A 17,123-nucleotide genomic window follows, 5' to 3' on the forward strand; every position below is an offset into this window, starting at 1 on the left:
ACGAAAACACTTTATTGTGTATTCTTTTTTAGCATTCGGCTTTGTTTTTTTTGATCGTTTAGCAATCTCTTTTTTATTTCCTTTCATGCAAGAGGAAATGAATCTCACTAATACCGATTTAGGTCTGTTATCGTCAGTTCTAGCATTAGCTTGGGCACTTTCAGGTGCTGTTGTTGGGGCTTATTCAGACCGAAAAGGAATTAGAAAGCCTATATTATTAGTCGCTATCATACTATTTTCTTTATGTTCTGCGATATCTGGTTTGGTTACCACATTTCTCACCTTGCTGGTGTTCCGCTTAATTATGGGATTGGCAGAAGGGCCAATTTTACCATTATCACAATACCTCATGGCAGAAGCATCAAGTCCTAAACGTAGAGGCTTCAATATGGGAATCCTACAAGGATCTGCTGCAGGTTTACTTGGTGCTGTTGTTGCACCAGTGGTATTGGTGGGTTTGGCCGAATATTACGGTTGGCGTCATGCGTTTGTTTTATCCTTGATTCCTGGTTTGATTATTGCCTTTCTCGTCTGGCGTTTTGTAAAACCAGATGATGCGGTAACAAGTGAACGCAAACACATACAGAAGGAAAAAGTTTCTTTCATAGACCTTTTAAAATATAGAAATATATTGGTATGTGCGCTGATTTCTTGTGCTTATCTTAGTTGGTTTGTCGTACTCGTCTCATTTACGCCCACCTTTTTAGTAAAACAACGCTTATTGGAGCCAAGCAACATGGCCACAGTGATGAGTTGTCTTGGTATCGCGTGGGTATTTTGGGGGGCTGTGGTTCCTGCTATTTCAGATCGGATAGGTCGTAAAGTTACGATTATTGTATTCTCTTTGGTTGCAGCATGTTGCCCAATTGTCCTTATGTTTGCACAGGGCACGCTGTTGCTAAGCTCTTTAGTCATACTCACCTATACAGGATTGGGGTGTTTTACTCTTTTTATGGCGACCATTCCAGCAGAGACAGTGCCTAAGGCTCAACTAGCGACCGCTTTAGGCTTGATTATGGGGTTTGGTGAATTGGTCGGTGGTTTTGCTGCTCCGATGTTAGCGGGTTTAGCAGCAGACCATTATGGCTTATCAGCCATTATGTGGATTAGTTTTTTTGCAGCACTTACCGCAGCCTTCTTCGCAATTTTCTTAAAAGAAACCGCACCAATTATTGTTAATAAAACGGCAGTGTTGTCTAGCAATAATTTAGGAGGAATATAATGCAAGCACTTCGATGGCATAATGCCAAAAACATTAAGGTTGAATCTGTTGAGCTTTCACCAATAAAGCCCGATGAGGTTGAAGTTAGCGTAGCGTATTGTGGTATTTGTGGGAGTGATTTACATGAATACATCGATGGACCGCATGCAATACCGGTAAACAGTTGCCATCCCATTAGTGGGGCTTATGCCCCCATTACCCTTGGACACGAATTCTGTGGCACTGTCTCGCAAGTAGGCGCTGAGGTTGTTGGTATCAACGTTGGTGATCGTGTTGCTGTAGAGCCAGAATATCGTTGTGGTCATTGTCAGTATTGTAAAAAAGGGCAATATAACCTTTGTGAGTCTATGGGATTCATTGGATTGATGGGCAATGGTGGCTTTGCTAGTAAAGTTAATGTACCAAGTTATATGCTGCATTTGCTTCCTAATAATGTGTCTTTTGAGCAAGCTGGAGTATTAGAACCTGCGGCGGTTGCACTACATGCAATTAACCAATCGTCACTACAGGTAGGGCAAAGCTGTATTGTTTATGGGTTAGGGCCAATTGGTTTATTAATTATTATTTTGGCTAAGTTAAAAGGGATAGAGAATATATGTGCAGTTGATATGAGCGAAGAACGTCGCTCTTTTGCTAAAAAGTTGGGAGCGACGGCAACATTTGACGCAAAGAAAAGCGACGTTATGTCCGATATCGAAATGTACATGCCTTCGGGTTATGATGTGGCCTTTGAGGCTGTTGGACATCAAGCAACCTTAACAAATTCGATTCATTCGGTGAAAAAAGGAGGCGAAGTTATTTTGGTTGGCTTGATGGGAGATGTCACTATCAATGCTTTCTATCTCGTTAACAATGAAATAAAGCTAATTAGTAGTGTAGGCTATAGAAATGTCTATCCTGAATTGATCCAGTATATATCACAAGGAACACTTGATATTGCTCAGATAGTTACTAAAAAAGTATTATTGGATAATGTTGTTGAAGAGGGCTTTGAATCGTTAATTAAAGATAAAAGCCAAATTAAAGTATTAGTGAGTCCGGCTGAATTCATTAGCTAGTATCTTATTACATAAGATAAAAAAGTACTCTGAAGCATCATACAGAGTACTAAAGAGAGTAGAATAAATGTAAAGTGATCTGTTGTGTTGAAAAGACAGATATACTTGGAATTGCTGTGATAATTCTGAATAAAATTATCCGTAGTCTTGTCTTTATCCATCACATTTAATGTATTAACAAACAGTATTAGGTTTTTATTTGAGCGTCTCAACCCAGTTAATGCAAAGCATGTACTGGGTTAAAAGCGGATATGTAAGGCCTATTAATGTGTCTACTGATCAAATGTCATCATGAACGTTATAGACACCTAAGGTACTTTGATAAGAAGTGCCTTAGGTGTCGCTTTACATGCTAAGCAATGGAACTACAGATGTATTTCATCTCTAAATAGTCTTCGATTCCATACTTAGAGCCTCACGACCTAGCCCCGATTGCTTAACCCCACCAAAAGGCGCGACTTCATTGGAGATTAAGCCTGTATTGTGACCCACCATGCCATATTCCAAGGCTTCGGATACACGAATCATGCGAGCATGATCACGAGTAAAGAAGTACGCGGCTAGGCCAAAGATGGTGTCATTCGCCATTGCGATAGCTTCTTCTTCCGTATCGAATGGGAAAAGAGGAGCTAAAGGGCCAAAGGTTTCTTCTTGAGCAACATTCATTTCAGGTGTAACGCCCGTTAGAATAGCGGGTGTGATAAATAATCCACCTAAACGATCACCACCATGTACTAACGTCGCGCCTTTACTAACGGCATCTTTGATGTGTTCTTCTACTTTCAAAATGGCCTTTTCTTCGATCATAGGGCCAATGTCTGTGCCTGCTTCAGCGCCATTACCTACTTTTAGAGCTTTGACTTTTTCAGTTAGTTTGGCGGCAAAGGCGTCATAAATACCACGTTGCACTAGGATTCGGTTTGCACACACACAAGTTTGCCCAGCATTGCGGTATTTGGAGGCCATGGCACCTTCAACGGCTTTGTCCAAATCGGCATCATCAAAGACGATGAATGGCGCGTTGCCGCCCAATTCAAGAGAGACTTTTTTGATGGTGTCTGCACATTGCGCCATTAACAAACGACCTACTTCTGTGGAACCCGTGAAAGACAGTTTGCTCACCACATGGCTATCAGTTAGCACTTTACCAATTTTACTGGCTGAACCTGTCACTACTTGGAATACACCAGCAGGGATGCCAGCGCGTTGAGCAAGCTCTGCAATGGCTAAAGCCGTCAGGGGCGTTAAATCAGCAGGGCGCACAATCATTGAACAACCTGCTGCTAAAGCTGGAGCGGCTTTGCGAGTGATCATAGCGGCAGGAAAATTCCAAGGCGTAATCGCTGCTGTTACACCGATAGGTTGACGAATAACCGTAAGTCGTTGATCAGCACGCGGTGCAGGAATCGTATCACCGTAAATGCGCTTCGCTTCTTCGGCAAACCATTCAATAAAAGAAGCGGCATACGCAATTTCGCCTTTTGCTTCCGCCAGCGGTTTACCTTGCTCAGATGTCATGAGCAGAGCTAAGTCGTCTGTGTTTTCAAGTATTAGTTCAAACCAACGACGTAAAATAGCAGAGCGTTCTTTAGCCGCTAAGGCTGCCCATTTTTTTTGGGCGATTTTAGAGGCTTCGATCACCGCAGGGATTTCTTCAGGAGAAAGGTGAGGAATCTCGACAATAGTTTCGCCTGTTGCAGGATTGGTAACAGGATGGGTGGTTTTGGCTTTTGCTTCAACCCACTCGCCATTGACAAAACAACGAGACTTGAGAAGGGACATATCCTTTAACATGAGTATCACCTATTTGTTGGTAAATAAAGTAAGCTATTTTTGTACTAATCACATCTCTATTATCAAATCTTCATCGATCAAAGTAAATAGGTTAACATGTTAACTAATTTTTCTTTGATAAAGAGACGGTATCATGAATATAAAACTCTCGGTTGTTGACCAAACGCCAGTGCATGGGTTGCACAGTAAAAAAGATGCGCCTTTGTTAACGGTTGAATTAGCTAAACATTGTGATGAATGGAATTACCATCGTTATTGGGTTGCAGAACATCATGACAGCGTGCATTTCGCGAATCCTTGCCCTGAGATCTTAGTTGCGCATTTGGCCAGTATTACACAACGTATCAAAGTCGGTAGTGGCGGTGTGATGCTATCTAACTATAGTCCATTAAAAGTGGCAGAGTGCTTTTCTATGCTGGCGTCACTTTTTCCTGGACGTATTGATCTTGGTGTTGGGCGTGCTCCAGGTGGGTCCGCAATGACGTCTGCCGCTTTAGCCTTTCCCAATAAAGTCTTGAACGGCCAGTTTTATGCTGAGCAAGCAGATCTGCTAGCAAGCTTTATTCACGGGACGTTTAAAGATAATCATCCTTTTAGCTCAATTCGTGTCATGCCAGAAGTAGGTGATGTACCGGATTTATGGATGCTGGGGTCAAGTGGTGGTAGTGCTGAGTTGGCTGGGCAGTTAGGCTATCATTTGGCTTTAGCGCGATTTATTGATTCTGAAAATTGTCATCCACGTATCTTTGATGCGCACCAAAAAGCGTGGCAACAAGCGGGTCATGAACATCCGCTTCAGCGAATGTTGGCGATTGCGTGTATTTGTGCAGAGACAGAAGAGGAGGCAAAACTTCGAGCAGGAACTGCTGTGTATCGTAAGTTCGCTACCCATATAGGGCAGCGAGAAGATTTTTTGACACCTACCCAAGTTCGCGACAGATACCAGTCAATGCCAGTATCCCATCAAGCTTTATTTGATCGTATTGAAGCCAGTTATACGATTGGGACACCAGAGCAGTGCTGGGCTGAAATGGAATCTCTTGTTAAGACTTTTTCTATTGAAGAGTTTTCTCTTGTGACTGTGACATATAGCCAAGCGGATCGTTTAGATAGTTACCGTTTGTTGGCAAAAAACTTATAGAAAGTGGCATTTTATAATGCGTCAAAATAAAAAACAGGCTGATTCATCAGCCTGTTTAAACACCTAATCATTTTATAAACTAAGAACTATGCGGCACTTAATTGAGCTTTGTTGACTTTAACGGGGGCTGTTTCTGTTAGGAACAGCGATAGCAGTAAGGCCATGAATGACCCCGCAGCCGCAATCCACATGACAATTTGAAGACCATAAGCATCGGCAGCAAAGCCAGCAACTACAGGTGTAATAAATCCACCAAATAGCTCACCAATTCCCATAATCAAACCGAGCGCCGTTGCCACTTGTGTAGATGGAACGGTTTCAGCCGGAATGGTTGCCATGAATAAAGTAAAACAGCCAAGTCCAGTGTAGGTCAGGAAGATTAGCGGAAGCATAGTGTTAGCGTCATCAACAAACAGTAAAACCATTGGACACAAAGTGGCAATCATGGTGAACAAAATTAACGTAGGTTTGCGGCCAAATCGGTCAGATAAAGCAGAAACAATAAACCCCCATACCATCCAAGCAAAACCGAGGCTGGTCATAATGCCTCCCATGACCTCAGGACTAAACCCTTTTAATTGCATCAGATAGGTTGGTGTGAAGGATACTAAGGTGATAAACCAAGAGATGTAAAAGCAAGAAATCAGGATACAAAGTAAGATGTTCTTATTTTTCAATAAGGTTTTTATGTCTGCTTTGTTGCCAATAGCGTGGCTGCTTTGCATCTCTTTGTGTACATGTTTGTTTCGTACGAAGAGCATCATCAAGGCGGCAATGATTAGACCCGGAATAATGGTGGCGTAAAAAGCACTGCGCCAGCCGTAATCTGTTGCAATCCAAATAAGCACCGGAGGCGCAATAACCGCACCGATTAATCCTGGCGCTGAGGCATTAACCAAGCCCATATTTAAGCCTCGGCGTTTTGGTGATGATGCGGCTGCCAATAATGATTGTGAAATGGGGAGCACAGGTCCTTCGGCAACGCCCATCAGACCACGGAATATGAGTAGGCTAATGAAGCTGGTTACCATGCCGGATAGTGCAGAGCAAAGCGTAAAAGCGATAACCGATAATATGAGAATGTATTTTTTTGATTCCTTGCGATCAGCATAGGCTCCCAGTGTCATGCCTGATATGGCCCACATTAACGATAGGGCAGAAGAGAGCATGCCTAAATGGCTGTTATTTAAGTCCAAATCCTTTGCGATAAAAGGAAACAAAAAAGACAGCGCTAAGCGGTCAAAAAAGACAAAGCCAAACCCTATAAAGAGAATGACAAGTAGGCGATTTTCATAAGAGTTTATTTTCATTATTAGATCTCTCTTTCGTTATTGTTATTCGTTGTTGAGAATAAATTCAGCGCAACGCTCTGCGATCATAATGGTCGGAGCGTTAGTGTTACCTGATACAATGGTCGGCATAATAGAGGCATCGCAGATGCGTACACCTTTTACCCCATTAACACGGAGCTTAGTATCGACGACGGCTTGCTCATCAGAGTCCCATACGGCAAGTGCCAACAGGGTGATAAACGGTTTTAGCGTGGCTGCGAATATGTGCTTCGATTTCAGCGTCTGAAATATCTTCTTTGGAGGAGGGACGAAGTTCTTCGCTGATTAGTTCAGCCATGGCTGGCGCACGTATAATCTTACGAGCCAGTTTTACTCCTCGGATAAGGGTATCTACGTCGTCACGGTGTGATAACGCACCGCTTTCGAAAATCATTGAGTCTTTCGGGTCTGCACTGCGTAGTCGAGCGAATCCTCGGGATTTAGGTCGTAAGAAACAAGGGTTGATGGAAATGCCGTGACCTTCTATAGGCTCGCGGTCCACGTCACCAACCAAAGTAGGTAGCACATGGAATTGAATATCAGGACGACCGCAATTGCTGGTATCAACAAAGCCTCCGGATTCAACCACGTTAGACGTCAATAAACCTGTTTTAAAACAAGTCCATTGGAAACCATAAGACAGTGCTTTAAGGCCTTTATCACTGCCCAGTAAGCTAATTGGTTGCTTAGTACGCCCATAGATACTGACTTCTAGATGATCTTGATAGTTCTCTCCCACTTCTGGAGAATCGTACAGCGTTGATATGCCGTGTTGGGACAGTTGATTTTTTGGACCGATACCTGACAGCATTAAAATTTTGGGGGTTGATAATGCGCCAGCGGTTAAGATGATTTCTTTCTTCACAGAGAGTATTTCTATCTTGCCCGACTCATTACGCAACTCAATGCCTGTCGCATTGTTATCACCATCAAAGATAATCTTGTTAACGTAACACCCAGTTCGAATTTCTAAGTTTGGCGCGTTTTCAACCTCTTTTAGGTAAGTTGAAGCGGTGCTACCACGGCGTCCATCAAAGGTGGTTGTGTGGTAGAAACCAACTCCATCTTGTTTTTCGCCATTAAAGTCATCGTTATAAGGAATGCCGGTTTGTTGCGCCGCTTTTAAAAAAGCTTGGCTTAGAGGATGCCGGAAACGAGTGTCGCTGACACGCAAGGGACCATTTGTACCGTGGAAGGGTTCGCTTAGACGCATATGGTTTTCTGAGCGCTTGAAGCTGGCTAGGACATTATCCCAACCCCAACCATCGCAGCCGTTGCGTTCCCACTCATCATAGTCTTCCTTCTGACCGCGGATATAAAGCATAGCATTGATTGAGCTGCCTCCACCGAGTGTGCGACCTTGTGGAACATAGGTTTTTCGTCCACCTGCGTCAGGTTGTGGCTCGCTCTCGTAGACAACAGACCGTTTTGAGCCAATAACACGAATGAAAGTGGCTGGCATATGAACGAATATAGAATCGTCTTTTGGGCCATCTTCCAGTAAAACGACTTGAAAACCTGCTTTTACAAGTCTATGCGTCACAGTGCAACCGGATGAGCCACCGCCCACCACGATGAAATCAATAGACTTCATGAGTAAACCTCTCGATCTTATTATTGTGTTTGAATTTTTATGTGTATGAGCATAGAGGTTTACTGAGAGGGAAAATTGACTTGATCGGACGGGCAATTTTACTCTATCGGACATTTTTAGTCGGCATCATATGTTCAAAATACTTAACATGTTTACTAAGTGATTGTCGAGAGGTATGATCAAAGCCAGATTATCTAGATATTCATCCTTAAAAAACAAAAACTATATCGAGGGATTTATGTCGTTCTCAGCACAAGTGCGAGTCTCCACTCGAGATATAGACCTTATGTCTCGACGTCATTATTGGGAAGAGGCCGTTAACCAATATATGATTCATATTGATTGTCCTATCGCTTCGAATTTAGCATTAGAAGCCGAATTACGACATTCACACGGTGACATTATTAGCATCAATCATATTGAAGCGAATGGACATTCTGTGCAACGCAGTCGCACTGATATTGATGAAGATGGTCGCGATGCCTTTTTCATTTGTTTAATGACAAAGGGGAATGGTTATTCGTATCAAGGTATGGATTGCGCGAGTCATATGCCAGGAGATATGGTTATTTATGATACGGCAAAACCCTATGGGCATGGTTTTCCGAATAATATGGGGATGTATGTATTAGGTGTTCCTCGCATTATTGCTGAACGAGAGTTCGGCATTATTGATAATCTCATTAAAATAGACCGTCATTTACAGTGTGGCACCTCATCAACAAGCGCTATTTTTAAATTATTAGAGAGTAATATTGATAGTCATCACAATTTTCAGTTAAAAACAGAAGAGGTGATGCATCATATTCAAGTTCTGTCTGGACTGCATGGTGCAAAATTCAATCAGAAAAACCGGAATTTATTGTTTTTCAAATGCAAGGCATTTATCGAACAGCATTTAACGTCAGCGGATTTAAATACAGATATGGTCAGTCGTCATTTGTTTGTGTCGTGCCGTCAAATAGCCCGAGCGTTTGAAGCCCATGGTATGACGATGAGCCGATACATATGGCAATCAAGATTGAATAAAAGCCGTGATGATATTTTAAATTTAGACAATTTGAGTATTACGGATATCGCTTATAAGTGGGGGTTTAGTCACTCTTCGCATTTCAGTCGTGCCTATAAACAGTATTTTAATGAATCACCTCAAGAAACCAGAAAACGAAAAAGACAGCTCTTGGTATAGGAGTTGTCTTTTGATGGACTGCTTAACTTTCCAGTGCGATGACGTCACTTAATAGTCGACTAAGTTCTTTTAATTTGTCTTCGCCGAGTTTTTCTTTGATTCGTTGATAAGCTGCATCGACTTCTGGACGAAATTTTTTAACCGTTTCATTCCCCTTTGGCGTTAATGAAAGTAGGGAAATACGTTGATCTATTGGGGATTTTTTGCGTATTAAAAAGCCATCTTCTTCAAAGCGCGTGATAATGCGTGTCAAACTTGGGCTAAGAATACAGCATAGGTGCGCCAGTTGTTTTGCCTCTAACTCTTCATGATCGTTTAACACACGTAAGACTCGCCATTGCTGTTCTGTAAAGCCTGCTTTTTGTAGGACAGGTCTAAAAAAAGTCATGGATGATTCACGAGGTCTTAATAATTGCAGTGTCAGGGAGTCTTCTAATCTTTTCATGTAATCTCGATAATATCTAAAATTATGGTGTTGATAGCATCAAATACGCTTTCCTAAAAAAATATTAGCGCATGGTCTGTTGCTATCTTCTTGTTACGATAGTTTTGTGCGTAACACTTTGCTAAAAGTGTACATCCTAAGATGGCAAAGGCAATCATAGATGGATGCAAATCCATCATTAACGGCACGGCTTGGGCAAAAACCGCTCCAAAGCTTAGTTGAAGAAAGCCTATCAGTCCTGCAGCCATACCTGCTAATTTATCAGCAGCGCCAATCGCAGCACTTTGGTAACTTGGTTGGCTAATTCCACGGCCTAGTGTTACCACAGACATGGGTAAAAAAAGGCTCGCAAAACTAGTTGGTAAACTGATTTGTAGTATCAATAAAATACTAGCCCCAAGTAAGCAAAGACTGTTTCCAAGCTGGATTGATTGGTCTAAGGAAAGGCGCTTATTTAACAAGGTACTCATATACCCACCTAGCATAAAGGTACCCGATATCAGAATAAACCAATAGCCGTAAGCTAGATTATTCTCGCTCAAACCTTTGGTTAGATGTGGGGAGGCACTTATAAAGAGATAAAAACAAAGTGCTATGAAGGTATTTGCCATGGTGTAACGGCTAAAAGAATGTTGACGAATCAAGCTCATATAATGATTAAGCATCATTGAAAGGGTGAGCTTTTGTGGCTGTTCAAACGCAGGCTTAATCAATTTGAGGCTGAATAGTAGCAATATTGCGCCTTGAATGGCGGAAAATGCAAAGATGGCTTGCCAACCTATGTGGGTATTGAGCGTGCTGCCAACCAAAGGTGCGATACTTTGTGAAAATGCAATGGCCATCACGATATAACCCATTTGTTGAGCGGCTCGGTCTTTGCCTGAGCTGGCAACCAATAAGGCTCTCGCCATTGACATACTAAATGCACCACCAATGCCTTGTAAAATACGACCTAGTAGCATTAACCATAAGCTGTTTGTTATGAGGGCGACCAAGCCACCTACAATAAAAGTTGAAATTCCTAAGAGAATGGTCGAGCGATTACCAAGTTTAGTGATTACCGCACCGACAGAAAATTGCCCTAGTGCAAGTGCTGCTAAATAGAGTGAGTAATTTAACTGCACCATTGATGAATCTATATCCAGTTGCTCCGCGATTGCTGGCAAAGCAGGTAGCATTGCATTAAGTGCGATAGGGCTACACATAGCCAGAAAAATGAAATAGGCGATAGGAATCATGGGAAACTTAACTAGTTAAATAAATCCAGTATACAGACATAAAAAAATCCCACGAGGGGATTTTTTAGCTTTTTACCAAACATGTTAATGAATAGTGGCTATTGCTGCTATGTTGGGTTTTAAGACAGTTGAGTTAATAGCTGATGTAGCTGTTGCTTGAACTTCGTGAGCTCGTCTTCTTCCAACTTAGAAAAGATATCTTTTTGCTGTTGGTCTGATATTGCCCATAAGCGCTCAGCCATATCATGGCCTTTTTCGGTTAGGGCTAGTTCACCATTGATTAAGCCAAAACTTTTCAAGCTTTCGACACTTTCAACGACATCGACCGATGGGATGGTGACGAGATGGGTTAAATCTTCAATGGTAATTCCAGTTGTGTCACTTAATACCAGCAATAAGCGAGCTTCACTGGTGCTAAGGCCAGTCGCAGACTGCTTTGGTAAATAGTTTTCTTGAACTTTTTGCAGGACTTTATGCATAAGATAAATGGCGCTGTCATGCAGGCGAGCAAGTGTTTTGTCTGATGCAAGGTTTTGAGCCGGAGTTTTAGCTCCTGTGAAGGGAATCGCCCCCGCATAGCTACCTTGCACATAAAGTAACGGTGCACGGCCATAGTTTGCGAATTCAACGACTTTGCCAATCATGATCCAATGATCACCACCGTCGACAACTTGGTATTTTTCACATTGAAAATTAGCCGCTGTATTGATGAGTAAAGGAGCACCACCAACCCCAGACAGTGTCTCAATATTCGCAAATTTATCGTCGCTTGGTTTGGCAAAATTATTGGATAAATCAATTTGATCCGCGGCCAAAATATTGACAGCAAAATGGTCTGAATTTTCAAACACAGCATAACTGCTTGATGTTTTAACTATGCTCCACAGTACCAGCGGCGGATCAAGAGATACAGAGTTAAAGCTATTGGCTGTCACACCAACTTGCTTACCATCAGCGGATTTAGCGGTAATAACGGTAACACCTGTTGCAAAGTTGCCAAGGCAACGACGGAATTCTTTAGGGTCAAAGCTCATAGGATTCTCTCTTATTCTTATGTGTATTCAGATCTAACCATGATAAGTCATGGTTAGATCTCAGTGTGTCAATATTTAAAGTAGGGACGGATCTGGTTCTAAGCCCATAACTTCTCGACCGATAATTTGTGCGCAAACATCGTAGTCTGTATAAGCATGAGGCTCCGCACATATGACAATCTCGGAATAGTCTTTGTGCTTCTTTGTCTAATAGCCAGTTGTTGGCTCCAATGGCATTAAATAGGCGATCAACGGCTTCGATACACATTTTGACTGCATAAGCTTGGTTTGTTCTCCAATGAGCCAACGTGTAACGATCTGGGTAACGATGAGCTTCAGCGTATTCTGCATGTTCTTCCCAGGTTTTTTCTAAAAAGGCGCGAGCCGCCAAGATTTGATGGGTTGATTCGCCAGTACGAAGGATCGCCGGGATAGCGGCATGAACCTTCGCTCCGGTATAAGCTCGAACACGGTTAGATGTCACTTCTTTGTAGACTTCTAACATTCTCTCCGCTGTACCCAGCGCCATAGCCGCAAATCCAGAGGCAAAGTAAGGGCGGTATGGAGAGTAGAAAAGCTTACTGTCTGGGTATAAGCCATAACCAGCAGATTTACCTTCCATCATGTCTTTGGCTTTTTGGATGCGATGCTCTGGTACAAAGGCGTTTTTGATAAGCAACGTTTTTGTGCCTGAGCCTTTCATTGCCATCGAGTACCAGTCGTCCTCGATGTTGTAATCTGAGGCAGGAATAACCGCAAAGCAGTAATCTTTTGCTCCTTCGGCATTGTCACGTAAAAAGCCCACTATTGCCCATTGTGCGTGGTCACAGCCACTACTCCACTTCATTTCACCATTAAAAATAATGCCGCCATCGGTTTCTTCATATCTACCAAACGGCGCAATACTGCTGCTTGCCATTGCATCTGGATTGTCTTTCCAGACTTCGTCTTGGAGTTGTTTTGGGAACATTGCGATTTGATGATTATGCGTACAAAGCAAACTAAAAGCCCAGGCGGTACTACAGCATGCGCCTGCTAATGCTGCGATACAGTCACCGAATTCAGGTAGGGATATTTCGTAACCACCATAAGCTTTAGGGAGAAAGGCTTTATGCAATCCTACTTTTTGCAGTAGCTCTATGTTTTCGGTAGGTACTTTTCTAAGTTCTTCTGCTTTGTCTGCATTTTTAGCAATCTCAGGTAATACCTTTTTTAGCTCTTCTAATAGTGGGTTTTGACGTTTCATGCACTGTGTCCTCTTATTTTTTTGTCTTTAGTTCACACAGTATTGATATTCGGTGGTCTTAAATGAATGTGCTTTTTAAGCAAAGTTTGGGACTTTTCTAGAAAAAAAATTTTATTATTGTCTCGTTGTAAAAAAAAACGAGCTGAGTGATATAAAATACTTGAAATTAGTTAACATGTTCACTAATTTGTTATCTTCTTGAGGAAATAAAGTGCATGGATTTTTACAACATGGCTGCTTAGTCAACTTTAACATGACTGCTTAGTCAATTTTGTAAAAGCGTATGAGGGATAAAAATATCCCTATAGGGACATAGAAGGCGTTAATTTGAGAGAGTAGTTTTGATGTGTATTATTAAAAAGGAACGATAAAAATGAAAAAACAAATATCTTATGCTTTAAAAGTAATAGCCGCTTCTACTTTGTTGATTTCGACTGTTGCAAGTACGGTTTCTATTGCCGCTGATTATCCTAATCGTCCAGTTAAGTTCATTGTTCCATGGCCTCCTGGTGATTTGGAAGATGTATTGACTCGCGTTATCGCCGAAGAAATGTCAAAAGAAACCGGTGTGCCTGCGAGTGTAGTCAACAAACCAGGTGGTGGCGGTGTACTAGGGGCCACAACGGTTGCGCAATCTCGTCCTGATGGTAGTGTAATAGGTTCATTTGTCGTCGACTTGGTAACAAGTCAGGTTGTTGGGGGCAATGCTCCATATGCTGCTGATGCCTTTGTTCCTGTCGGCATTTTCTTGGATTACCCATTTGTTTTGGCGGTTAAGTCAGATGCACCTTACAGTACTCTAACGGAATTGGCTGAATATGCCAAAACACATGATGTCTCTTTAGGGCACTTTGGTTATGAAGCAACGCCCACTGCCATTACTTTTCAGGCAGCGAAAAAATTAGGCTTTAAATTTGCCTCTGATTCTGCTTTTGATGCTTTAGATTGCTCTGTGTTAGCTAATGGTGATGCGGATGTTATTAATACAACAACGCAGCAGATTCTTCCTTGTTTAGATTCAAAAGACGTGAAAGTGTTAAGTTCTTACACTTTCAAGCGTTTGTCAATTCTTCCACAAGTGCCAACTTTGAACGAAGAAACTGGCATTTCTCAAACACTGTGGAATGGTTTGTTTGTTAAAAAAGGCACCCCCCAACCTATTATCGATAAAATTGCTGCGATTGCAGAAACCGCTCTTCAGTCACCCGATGTGCTGAAGTTGCAAGAAAAATACGGGGGCTGGCGTGTATTGGACAAACGATAAAGATGCACAAAAATTGATCACTCTAGATTTCGAAAATGCAAAAAAATTAGTCTCTGAAATAAAGTAACTATTAATTTACGTGCTTCAAATTGCTCAAAATAAAAAGAATGGTGGAAAACATGGTTTTAGACATTATTAATCCAGCGACTAAGCAAGTTTATAAGTCAATTCAGACATCTACGGTAGATGATGTAAATGACTCTGTCGAAAAGGCCAAGGTGGCCTTTAAACAGTGGAGTGCAAAATCACATGAGGAGCGTACTGCGGCCTTGCATAATGTGGCGAATGCCATAGAGGCAGCAGCACCTGAGTTGGCTGAAATTATTACAGCAGAGCAAGGAAAGCCTCTGTTTCTTGCTCAGTTTGAAGTAGGTGGAGCAGTGGGCTGGACTCACTACAATGCGGATTTAAAGCTGGATCCTGAGGTGCTTGAAGACAGTGATGAGCGTCGTGTTGAGGTACATCGTATGCCTGTTGGCGTTGTTGCCTCAATTACACCTTGGAACTGGCCTTTAATGATTGCTATTTGGCATATTATGCCAGCTCTTCGTGCCGGCAATAGTGTGGTGATAAAACCTTCTTCTCTCACGCCAATCAATACACTGCGTTTAGTCGATATTATTAATGAGCACACAATGCCTAACTTGGTGCAGTGTGTCATCGGTGAAAAAGAAGTTGGTGAGCCTTTGGTGTCCCATCCAGATGTTAAAAAAGTTGTCTTTACCGGTTCAACACCTGTTGGCAAGCGTATTGCCTCTTTGGTGGCTGGTGATCTTAAAAAGGTGACGTTGGAATTGGGTGGTAATGACGCAGGTATTGTTTTAGAAAATGCCAATGTTGATAAAATCGCAGAAAAGATTTTTATGACGTCTTTTGTCAATATGGGTCAAACCTGCGCATGTCTGAAGCGTCTTTATGTCCACCGTTCTAAATATGAAGCGCTATGTGATGCTCTTGTAAAAATAGCCGCTGCACAGGTTGTTGGTAATGGTATGAAAGAGGGTGTGACGTTCGGCCCGGTACAAAACGTGAATCAGTATGAAAAAGTGAAAGCGATGATTGCTGATGCTCGCGAGTCTGGTGCGGAAGTGATTGCTGCAGAGTTGCCATCTGGTTTAGATGGTTACTTTATTGCTCCAACTATTATCAAAAACCCACAGCATAATATTGATGTTGTTTGTCATGAACAATTTGGTCCGGTGCTTCCGGTTATTCCTTACGATGATCTTAATGATGTCATGTCAAAAGCCATTCATGAAGAATTTGCTTTAGGCGGTTCTGTTTGGGGTGAGCCTTGTGATGAGCTTGACTGGGTTGTGAGCCAACTTGATTCGGGAACAGTCTGGGTAAATAACCATGCAGAAGTACTCCCTCATGTGCCATTTGGAGGCAATAAGTCTTCTGGATTAGGTGTTGAGTTTGGTATGGAAGGCTTGTTAGAGAACACTGTTCGTAAGGTTGTTAATCGCGCGAAGTAAGTTCCAATGCTGAGATCCAGTCTTCTTTTCAGATGACTGGATCTTTGGAGTCCAATAAATGCGAAATATTTTATACGCGTCTGATTTGGAGCAGGGTAGTAGGGTTGTTTTACATGCTGCTTTAGAACAGGCCTCTTTGACTAAAGGAAAGATTTTTTTCCTACATGTTTCTGAACAATTTCATCGTGGTAATGATGATTCATTCGGAGGCTTTAAATTAAAGAAAGCGCATGATGCGCATCTCGAATCACTAAAGGAAGAATTACGAAGCTACATGAAACAACGAATCCATAACTTTGTTGCGGAAGAGTTGAATGATGTTGATTTTGACGAAGACAGTATTGAAGTGGTCGTTCGTTTTGGTGATCCGGCGAAAAAAATTGTTGATACAGTGAAAGATGTTGGAGCCAGCATGTTGGTGATGGGTGACCGTCGTGTTAACGCATTATCGCGAATGTTTCTAGGTTCTACTGCACAAAAGGTGATTCACAATACAACGGTCCCTGTTTTGATCGTCCCTATTTCTAATACTGTTTCTAACCGTAAGCGAGGGGATCACAATGGAATATGAAAATCGCAAGTCCAAGCTATTTTTTTTGGTAATGACCCTCATCAGTTGCTATCTAATCTTTTCTTATCAAGGCCATACAGTAGAGATTAAGCGTGATCATGGTTGGTATACTCAACCTTATGTTGCGCCATTGTTTGGTTTAGGTTTATTGGCTTTTTTTCGTTTATCAAATTGCTGTTGGTGATTAAACCAATAGAGGGAGAAAAAGGCTTAATAGATAGTTTAGTGGAAAGCTTAGGTGAGTATCGAGTTGTACTGATTACTGCCGTTCTTTTCTTTTTTTATGTCAACATTATCACGATGGTAGGCTTTGCTATATCAACCACATTATTTGTCTTATCCATTGTCTGGTTAAGTCGTTTATTGTCGCCAATTTGGGTATTGAATACTCTTATAGCGGTTGCGCTAATTATTCTTATTTTTAGGGTTGGGGTGAATATCTGGATACCAGATGTAGTCTTGTATGAAAAGCTATTCAGCGAGCAAACCCTTTGGTTCATGAACAAATATTTTTAGAG

15 protein-coding genes and 1 pseudogene are annotated in these 17,123 nt (G+C 41.9%); 8 read left to right on the forward strand and 8 right to left on the reverse strand.

The annotated features are described in order from the left end of the window. The first annotated feature begins 16 nt into the window (after positions 1 to 16). Together ONZ52_RS21990 and ONZ52_RS21995 are read left to right on the forward strand one after the other, a co-directional pair. On the forward strand, positions 17 to 1,222 hold the full coding sequence (locus tag ONZ52_RS21990) for an MFS transporter (RefSeq protein ID WP_265220762.1): 1,206 nt from the start codon (positions 17 to 19) through the stop codon (positions 1,220 to 1,222). Continuing rightward, positions 1,222 to 2,280, forward strand: a complete 1,059-nt coding sequence (locus tag ONZ52_RS21995) for a 2,3-butanediol dehydrogenase (protein WP_265220763.1) — start codon at positions 1,222 to 1,224, stop codon at positions 2,278 to 2,280. Before ONZ52_RS21990 ends, ONZ52_RS21995 begins: the two co-directional genes overlap by 1 nt. 352 nt (positions 2,281 to 2,632) lie before the next feature. Here the strand turns inward: ONZ52_RS21995 and ONZ52_RS22000 are convergent. Then, positions 2,633 to 4,074 (reverse strand): annotated as a pseudogene (locus ONZ52_RS22000) (NAD-dependent succinate-semialdehyde dehydrogenase). Positions 4,075 to 4,207: 133 nt separating this feature from the next. On the opposite strand from ONZ52_RS22000, the gene ONZ52_RS22005 reads away from it, so the two are divergent. Beyond that, positions 4,208 to 5,215 (forward strand): MsnO8 family LLM class oxidoreductase, encoded by a 1,008-nt coding sequence (locus ONZ52_RS22005; RefSeq protein ID WP_265220764.1) that lies wholly within the window; start codon positions 4,208 to 4,210, stop codon positions 5,213 to 5,215. A gap of 86 nt (positions 5,216 to 5,301) precedes the next feature. Here the strand turns inward: ONZ52_RS22005 and ONZ52_RS22010 are convergent, their stop codons facing one another. From ONZ52_RS22010 to ONZ52_RS22020, 3 genes are read right to left on the reverse strand one after another with little or no spacing between them, the layout of a single operon-like run. After that, positions 5,302 to 6,525 (reverse strand): MFS transporter, encoded by a 1,224-nt coding sequence (locus ONZ52_RS22010; RefSeq protein ID WP_265220765.1) that lies wholly within the window; start codon positions 6,523 to 6,525, stop codon positions 5,302 to 5,304. A gap of 24 nt (positions 6,526 to 6,549) precedes the next feature. After that, the gene (locus ONZ52_RS22015; protein WP_265220766.1) at positions 6,550 to 6,735 is read right to left on the reverse strand and encodes a GMC oxidoreductase; all 186 of its coding nucleotides are present in this window, start codon (positions 6,733 to 6,735) and stop codon (positions 6,550 to 6,552) included. Next, positions 6,710 to 8,140, reverse strand: coding sequence for a GMC family oxidoreductase (locus ONZ52_RS22020; RefSeq protein ID WP_265220767.1), 1,431 nt, complete (start codon positions 8,138 to 8,140; stop codon positions 6,710 to 6,712). The genes ONZ52_RS22015 and ONZ52_RS22020 overlap by 26 nt, the downstream gene beginning before the upstream one ends. 238 nt (positions 8,141 to 8,378) lie before the next feature. Here ONZ52_RS22020 and ONZ52_RS22025 point away from each other — a divergent pair, with 238 nt between their 5' ends. Further along, the gene (locus ONZ52_RS22025) at positions 8,379 to 9,329 is read left to right on the forward strand and encodes a helix-turn-helix domain-containing protein (RefSeq protein ID WP_265220768.1); all 951 of its coding nucleotides are present in this window, start codon (positions 8,379 to 8,381) and stop codon (positions 9,327 to 9,329) included. Between the two features lie 22 nt (positions 9,330 to 9,351). Here ONZ52_RS22025 and hpaR read toward each other — a convergent pair whose 3' ends face one another. From hpaR to ONZ52_RS22045, 4 genes are all read right to left on the reverse strand, one after another. Beyond that, complete coding sequence (gene hpaR, locus ONZ52_RS22030; RefSeq protein WP_265220769.1) at positions 9,352 to 9,774, reverse strand: homoprotocatechuate degradation operon regulator HpaR; 423 nt, start codon at positions 9,772 to 9,774, stop codon at positions 9,352 to 9,354. 53 nt (positions 9,775 to 9,827) lie between these two features. Then, positions 9,828 to 11,012, reverse strand: a complete 1,185-nt coding sequence (locus ONZ52_RS22035) for an MFS transporter (RefSeq protein WP_265220770.1) — start codon at positions 11,010 to 11,012, stop codon at positions 9,828 to 9,830. A gap of 119 nt (positions 11,013 to 11,131) precedes the next feature. Next, positions 11,132 to 12,046, reverse strand: a complete 915-nt coding sequence (locus tag ONZ52_RS22040; protein WP_265220771.1) for a p-hydroxyphenylacetate 3-hydroxylase reductase component — start codon at positions 12,044 to 12,046, stop codon at positions 11,132 to 11,134. Next, a complete protein-coding gene (locus ONZ52_RS22045) occupies positions 12,036 to 13,292 on the reverse strand; it encodes a p-hydroxyphenylacetate 3-hydroxylase oxygenase component (protein WP_265220772.1) in 1,257 nt (418 codons plus the stop codon). Before ONZ52_RS22045 ends, ONZ52_RS22040 begins: the two co-directional genes overlap by 11 nt. Before the next feature lie 373 nt (positions 13,293 to 13,665). Here ONZ52_RS22045 and ONZ52_RS22050 point away from each other — a divergent pair, with 373 nt between their 5' ends. The 4 genes from ONZ52_RS22050 (at position 13,666) to ONZ52_RS22065 (ending at position 17,121) form a co-directional block, all read left to right on the forward strand. Continuing rightward, positions 13,666 to 14,556 carry a tripartite tricarboxylate transporter substrate binding protein gene (locus ONZ52_RS22050; protein ID WP_265220773.1) on the forward strand — a complete coding sequence of 297 codons (891 nt, stop codon included), beginning with the start codon at positions 13,666 to 13,668 and terminating at the stop codon, positions 14,554 to 14,556. A 119-nt stretch (positions 14,557 to 14,675) separates the two neighbouring features. Next, the gene (locus ONZ52_RS22055) at positions 14,676 to 16,034 is read left to right on the forward strand and encodes an aldehyde dehydrogenase family protein (protein WP_265220774.1); all 1,359 of its coding nucleotides are present in this window, start codon (positions 14,676 to 14,678) and stop codon (positions 16,032 to 16,034) included. A gap of 58 nt (positions 16,035 to 16,092) precedes the next feature. Then, positions 16,093 to 16,605 (forward strand): universal stress protein, encoded by a 513-nt coding sequence (locus tag ONZ52_RS22060; protein WP_265220775.1) that lies wholly within the window; start codon positions 16,093 to 16,095, stop codon positions 16,603 to 16,605. A 102-nt stretch (positions 16,606 to 16,707) separates the two neighbouring features. Next, the gene (locus ONZ52_RS22065; RefSeq protein WP_265220776.1) at positions 16,708 to 17,121 is read left to right on the forward strand and encodes a hypothetical protein; all 414 of its coding nucleotides are present in this window, start codon (positions 16,708 to 16,710) and stop codon (positions 17,119 to 17,121) included. Positions 17,122 to 17,123: the final 2 nt, after the last annotated feature.

The organism is Marinomonas rhodophyticola (assembly GCF_026113935.1).
Classification (GTDB): domain Bacteria; phylum Pseudomonadota; class Gammaproteobacteria; order Pseudomonadales; family Marinomonadaceae; genus Marinomonas; species Marinomonas rhodophyticola.

Bases quoted from the DNA above. Each gene is read 5' to 3' on its own strand.
- ONZ52_RS22045 (WP_265220772.1), bottom strand. From the start codon at position 13,292: ATGAAACGTCAAAACCCACTATTAGAAGAGCTAAAAAAGGTATTACCT.
- ONZ52_RS22060 (WP_265220775.1), top strand. From the start codon at position 16,093: ATGCGAAATATTTTATACGCGTCTGATTTGGAGCAGGGTAGTAGGGTT.
- hpaR (WP_265220769.1), bottom strand. From the start codon at position 9,774: ATGAAAAGATTAGAAGACTCCCTGACACTGCAATTATTAAGACCTCGT.
- ONZ52_RS22035 (WP_265220770.1), bottom strand. From the start codon at position 11,012: ATGATTCCTATCGCCTATTTCATTTTTCTGGCTATGTGTAGCCCTATC.
- ONZ52_RS22050 (WP_265220773.1), top strand. From the start codon at position 13,666: ATGAAAAAACAAATATCTTATGCTTTAAAAGTAATAGCCGCTTCTACT.
- ONZ52_RS21995 (WP_265220763.1), top strand. From the start codon at position 1,222: ATGCAAGCACTTCGATGGCATAATGCCAAAAACATTAAGGTTGAATCT.
- ONZ52_RS22005 (WP_265220764.1), top strand. From the start codon at position 4,208: ATGAATATAAAACTCTCGGTTGTTGACCAAACGCCAGTGCATGGGTTG.
- ONZ52_RS22025 (WP_265220768.1), top strand. From the start codon at position 8,379: ATGTCGTTCTCAGCACAAGTGCGAGTCTCCACTCGAGATATAGACCTT.
- ONZ52_RS22010 (WP_265220765.1), bottom strand. From the start codon at position 6,525: ATGAAAATAAACTCTTATGAAAATCGCCTACTTGTCATTCTCTTTATA.
- ONZ52_RS22020 (WP_265220767.1), bottom strand. From the start codon at position 8,140: ATGAAGTCTATTGATTTCATCGTGGTGGGCGGTGGCTCATCCGGTTGC.
- ONZ52_RS22055 (WP_265220774.1), top strand. From the start codon at position 14,676: ATGGTTTTAGACATTATTAATCCAGCGACTAAGCAAGTTTATAAGTCA.
- ONZ52_RS22040 (WP_265220771.1), bottom strand. From the start codon at position 12,046: ATGAGCTTTGACCCTAAAGAATTCCGTCGTTGCCTTGGCAACTTTGCA.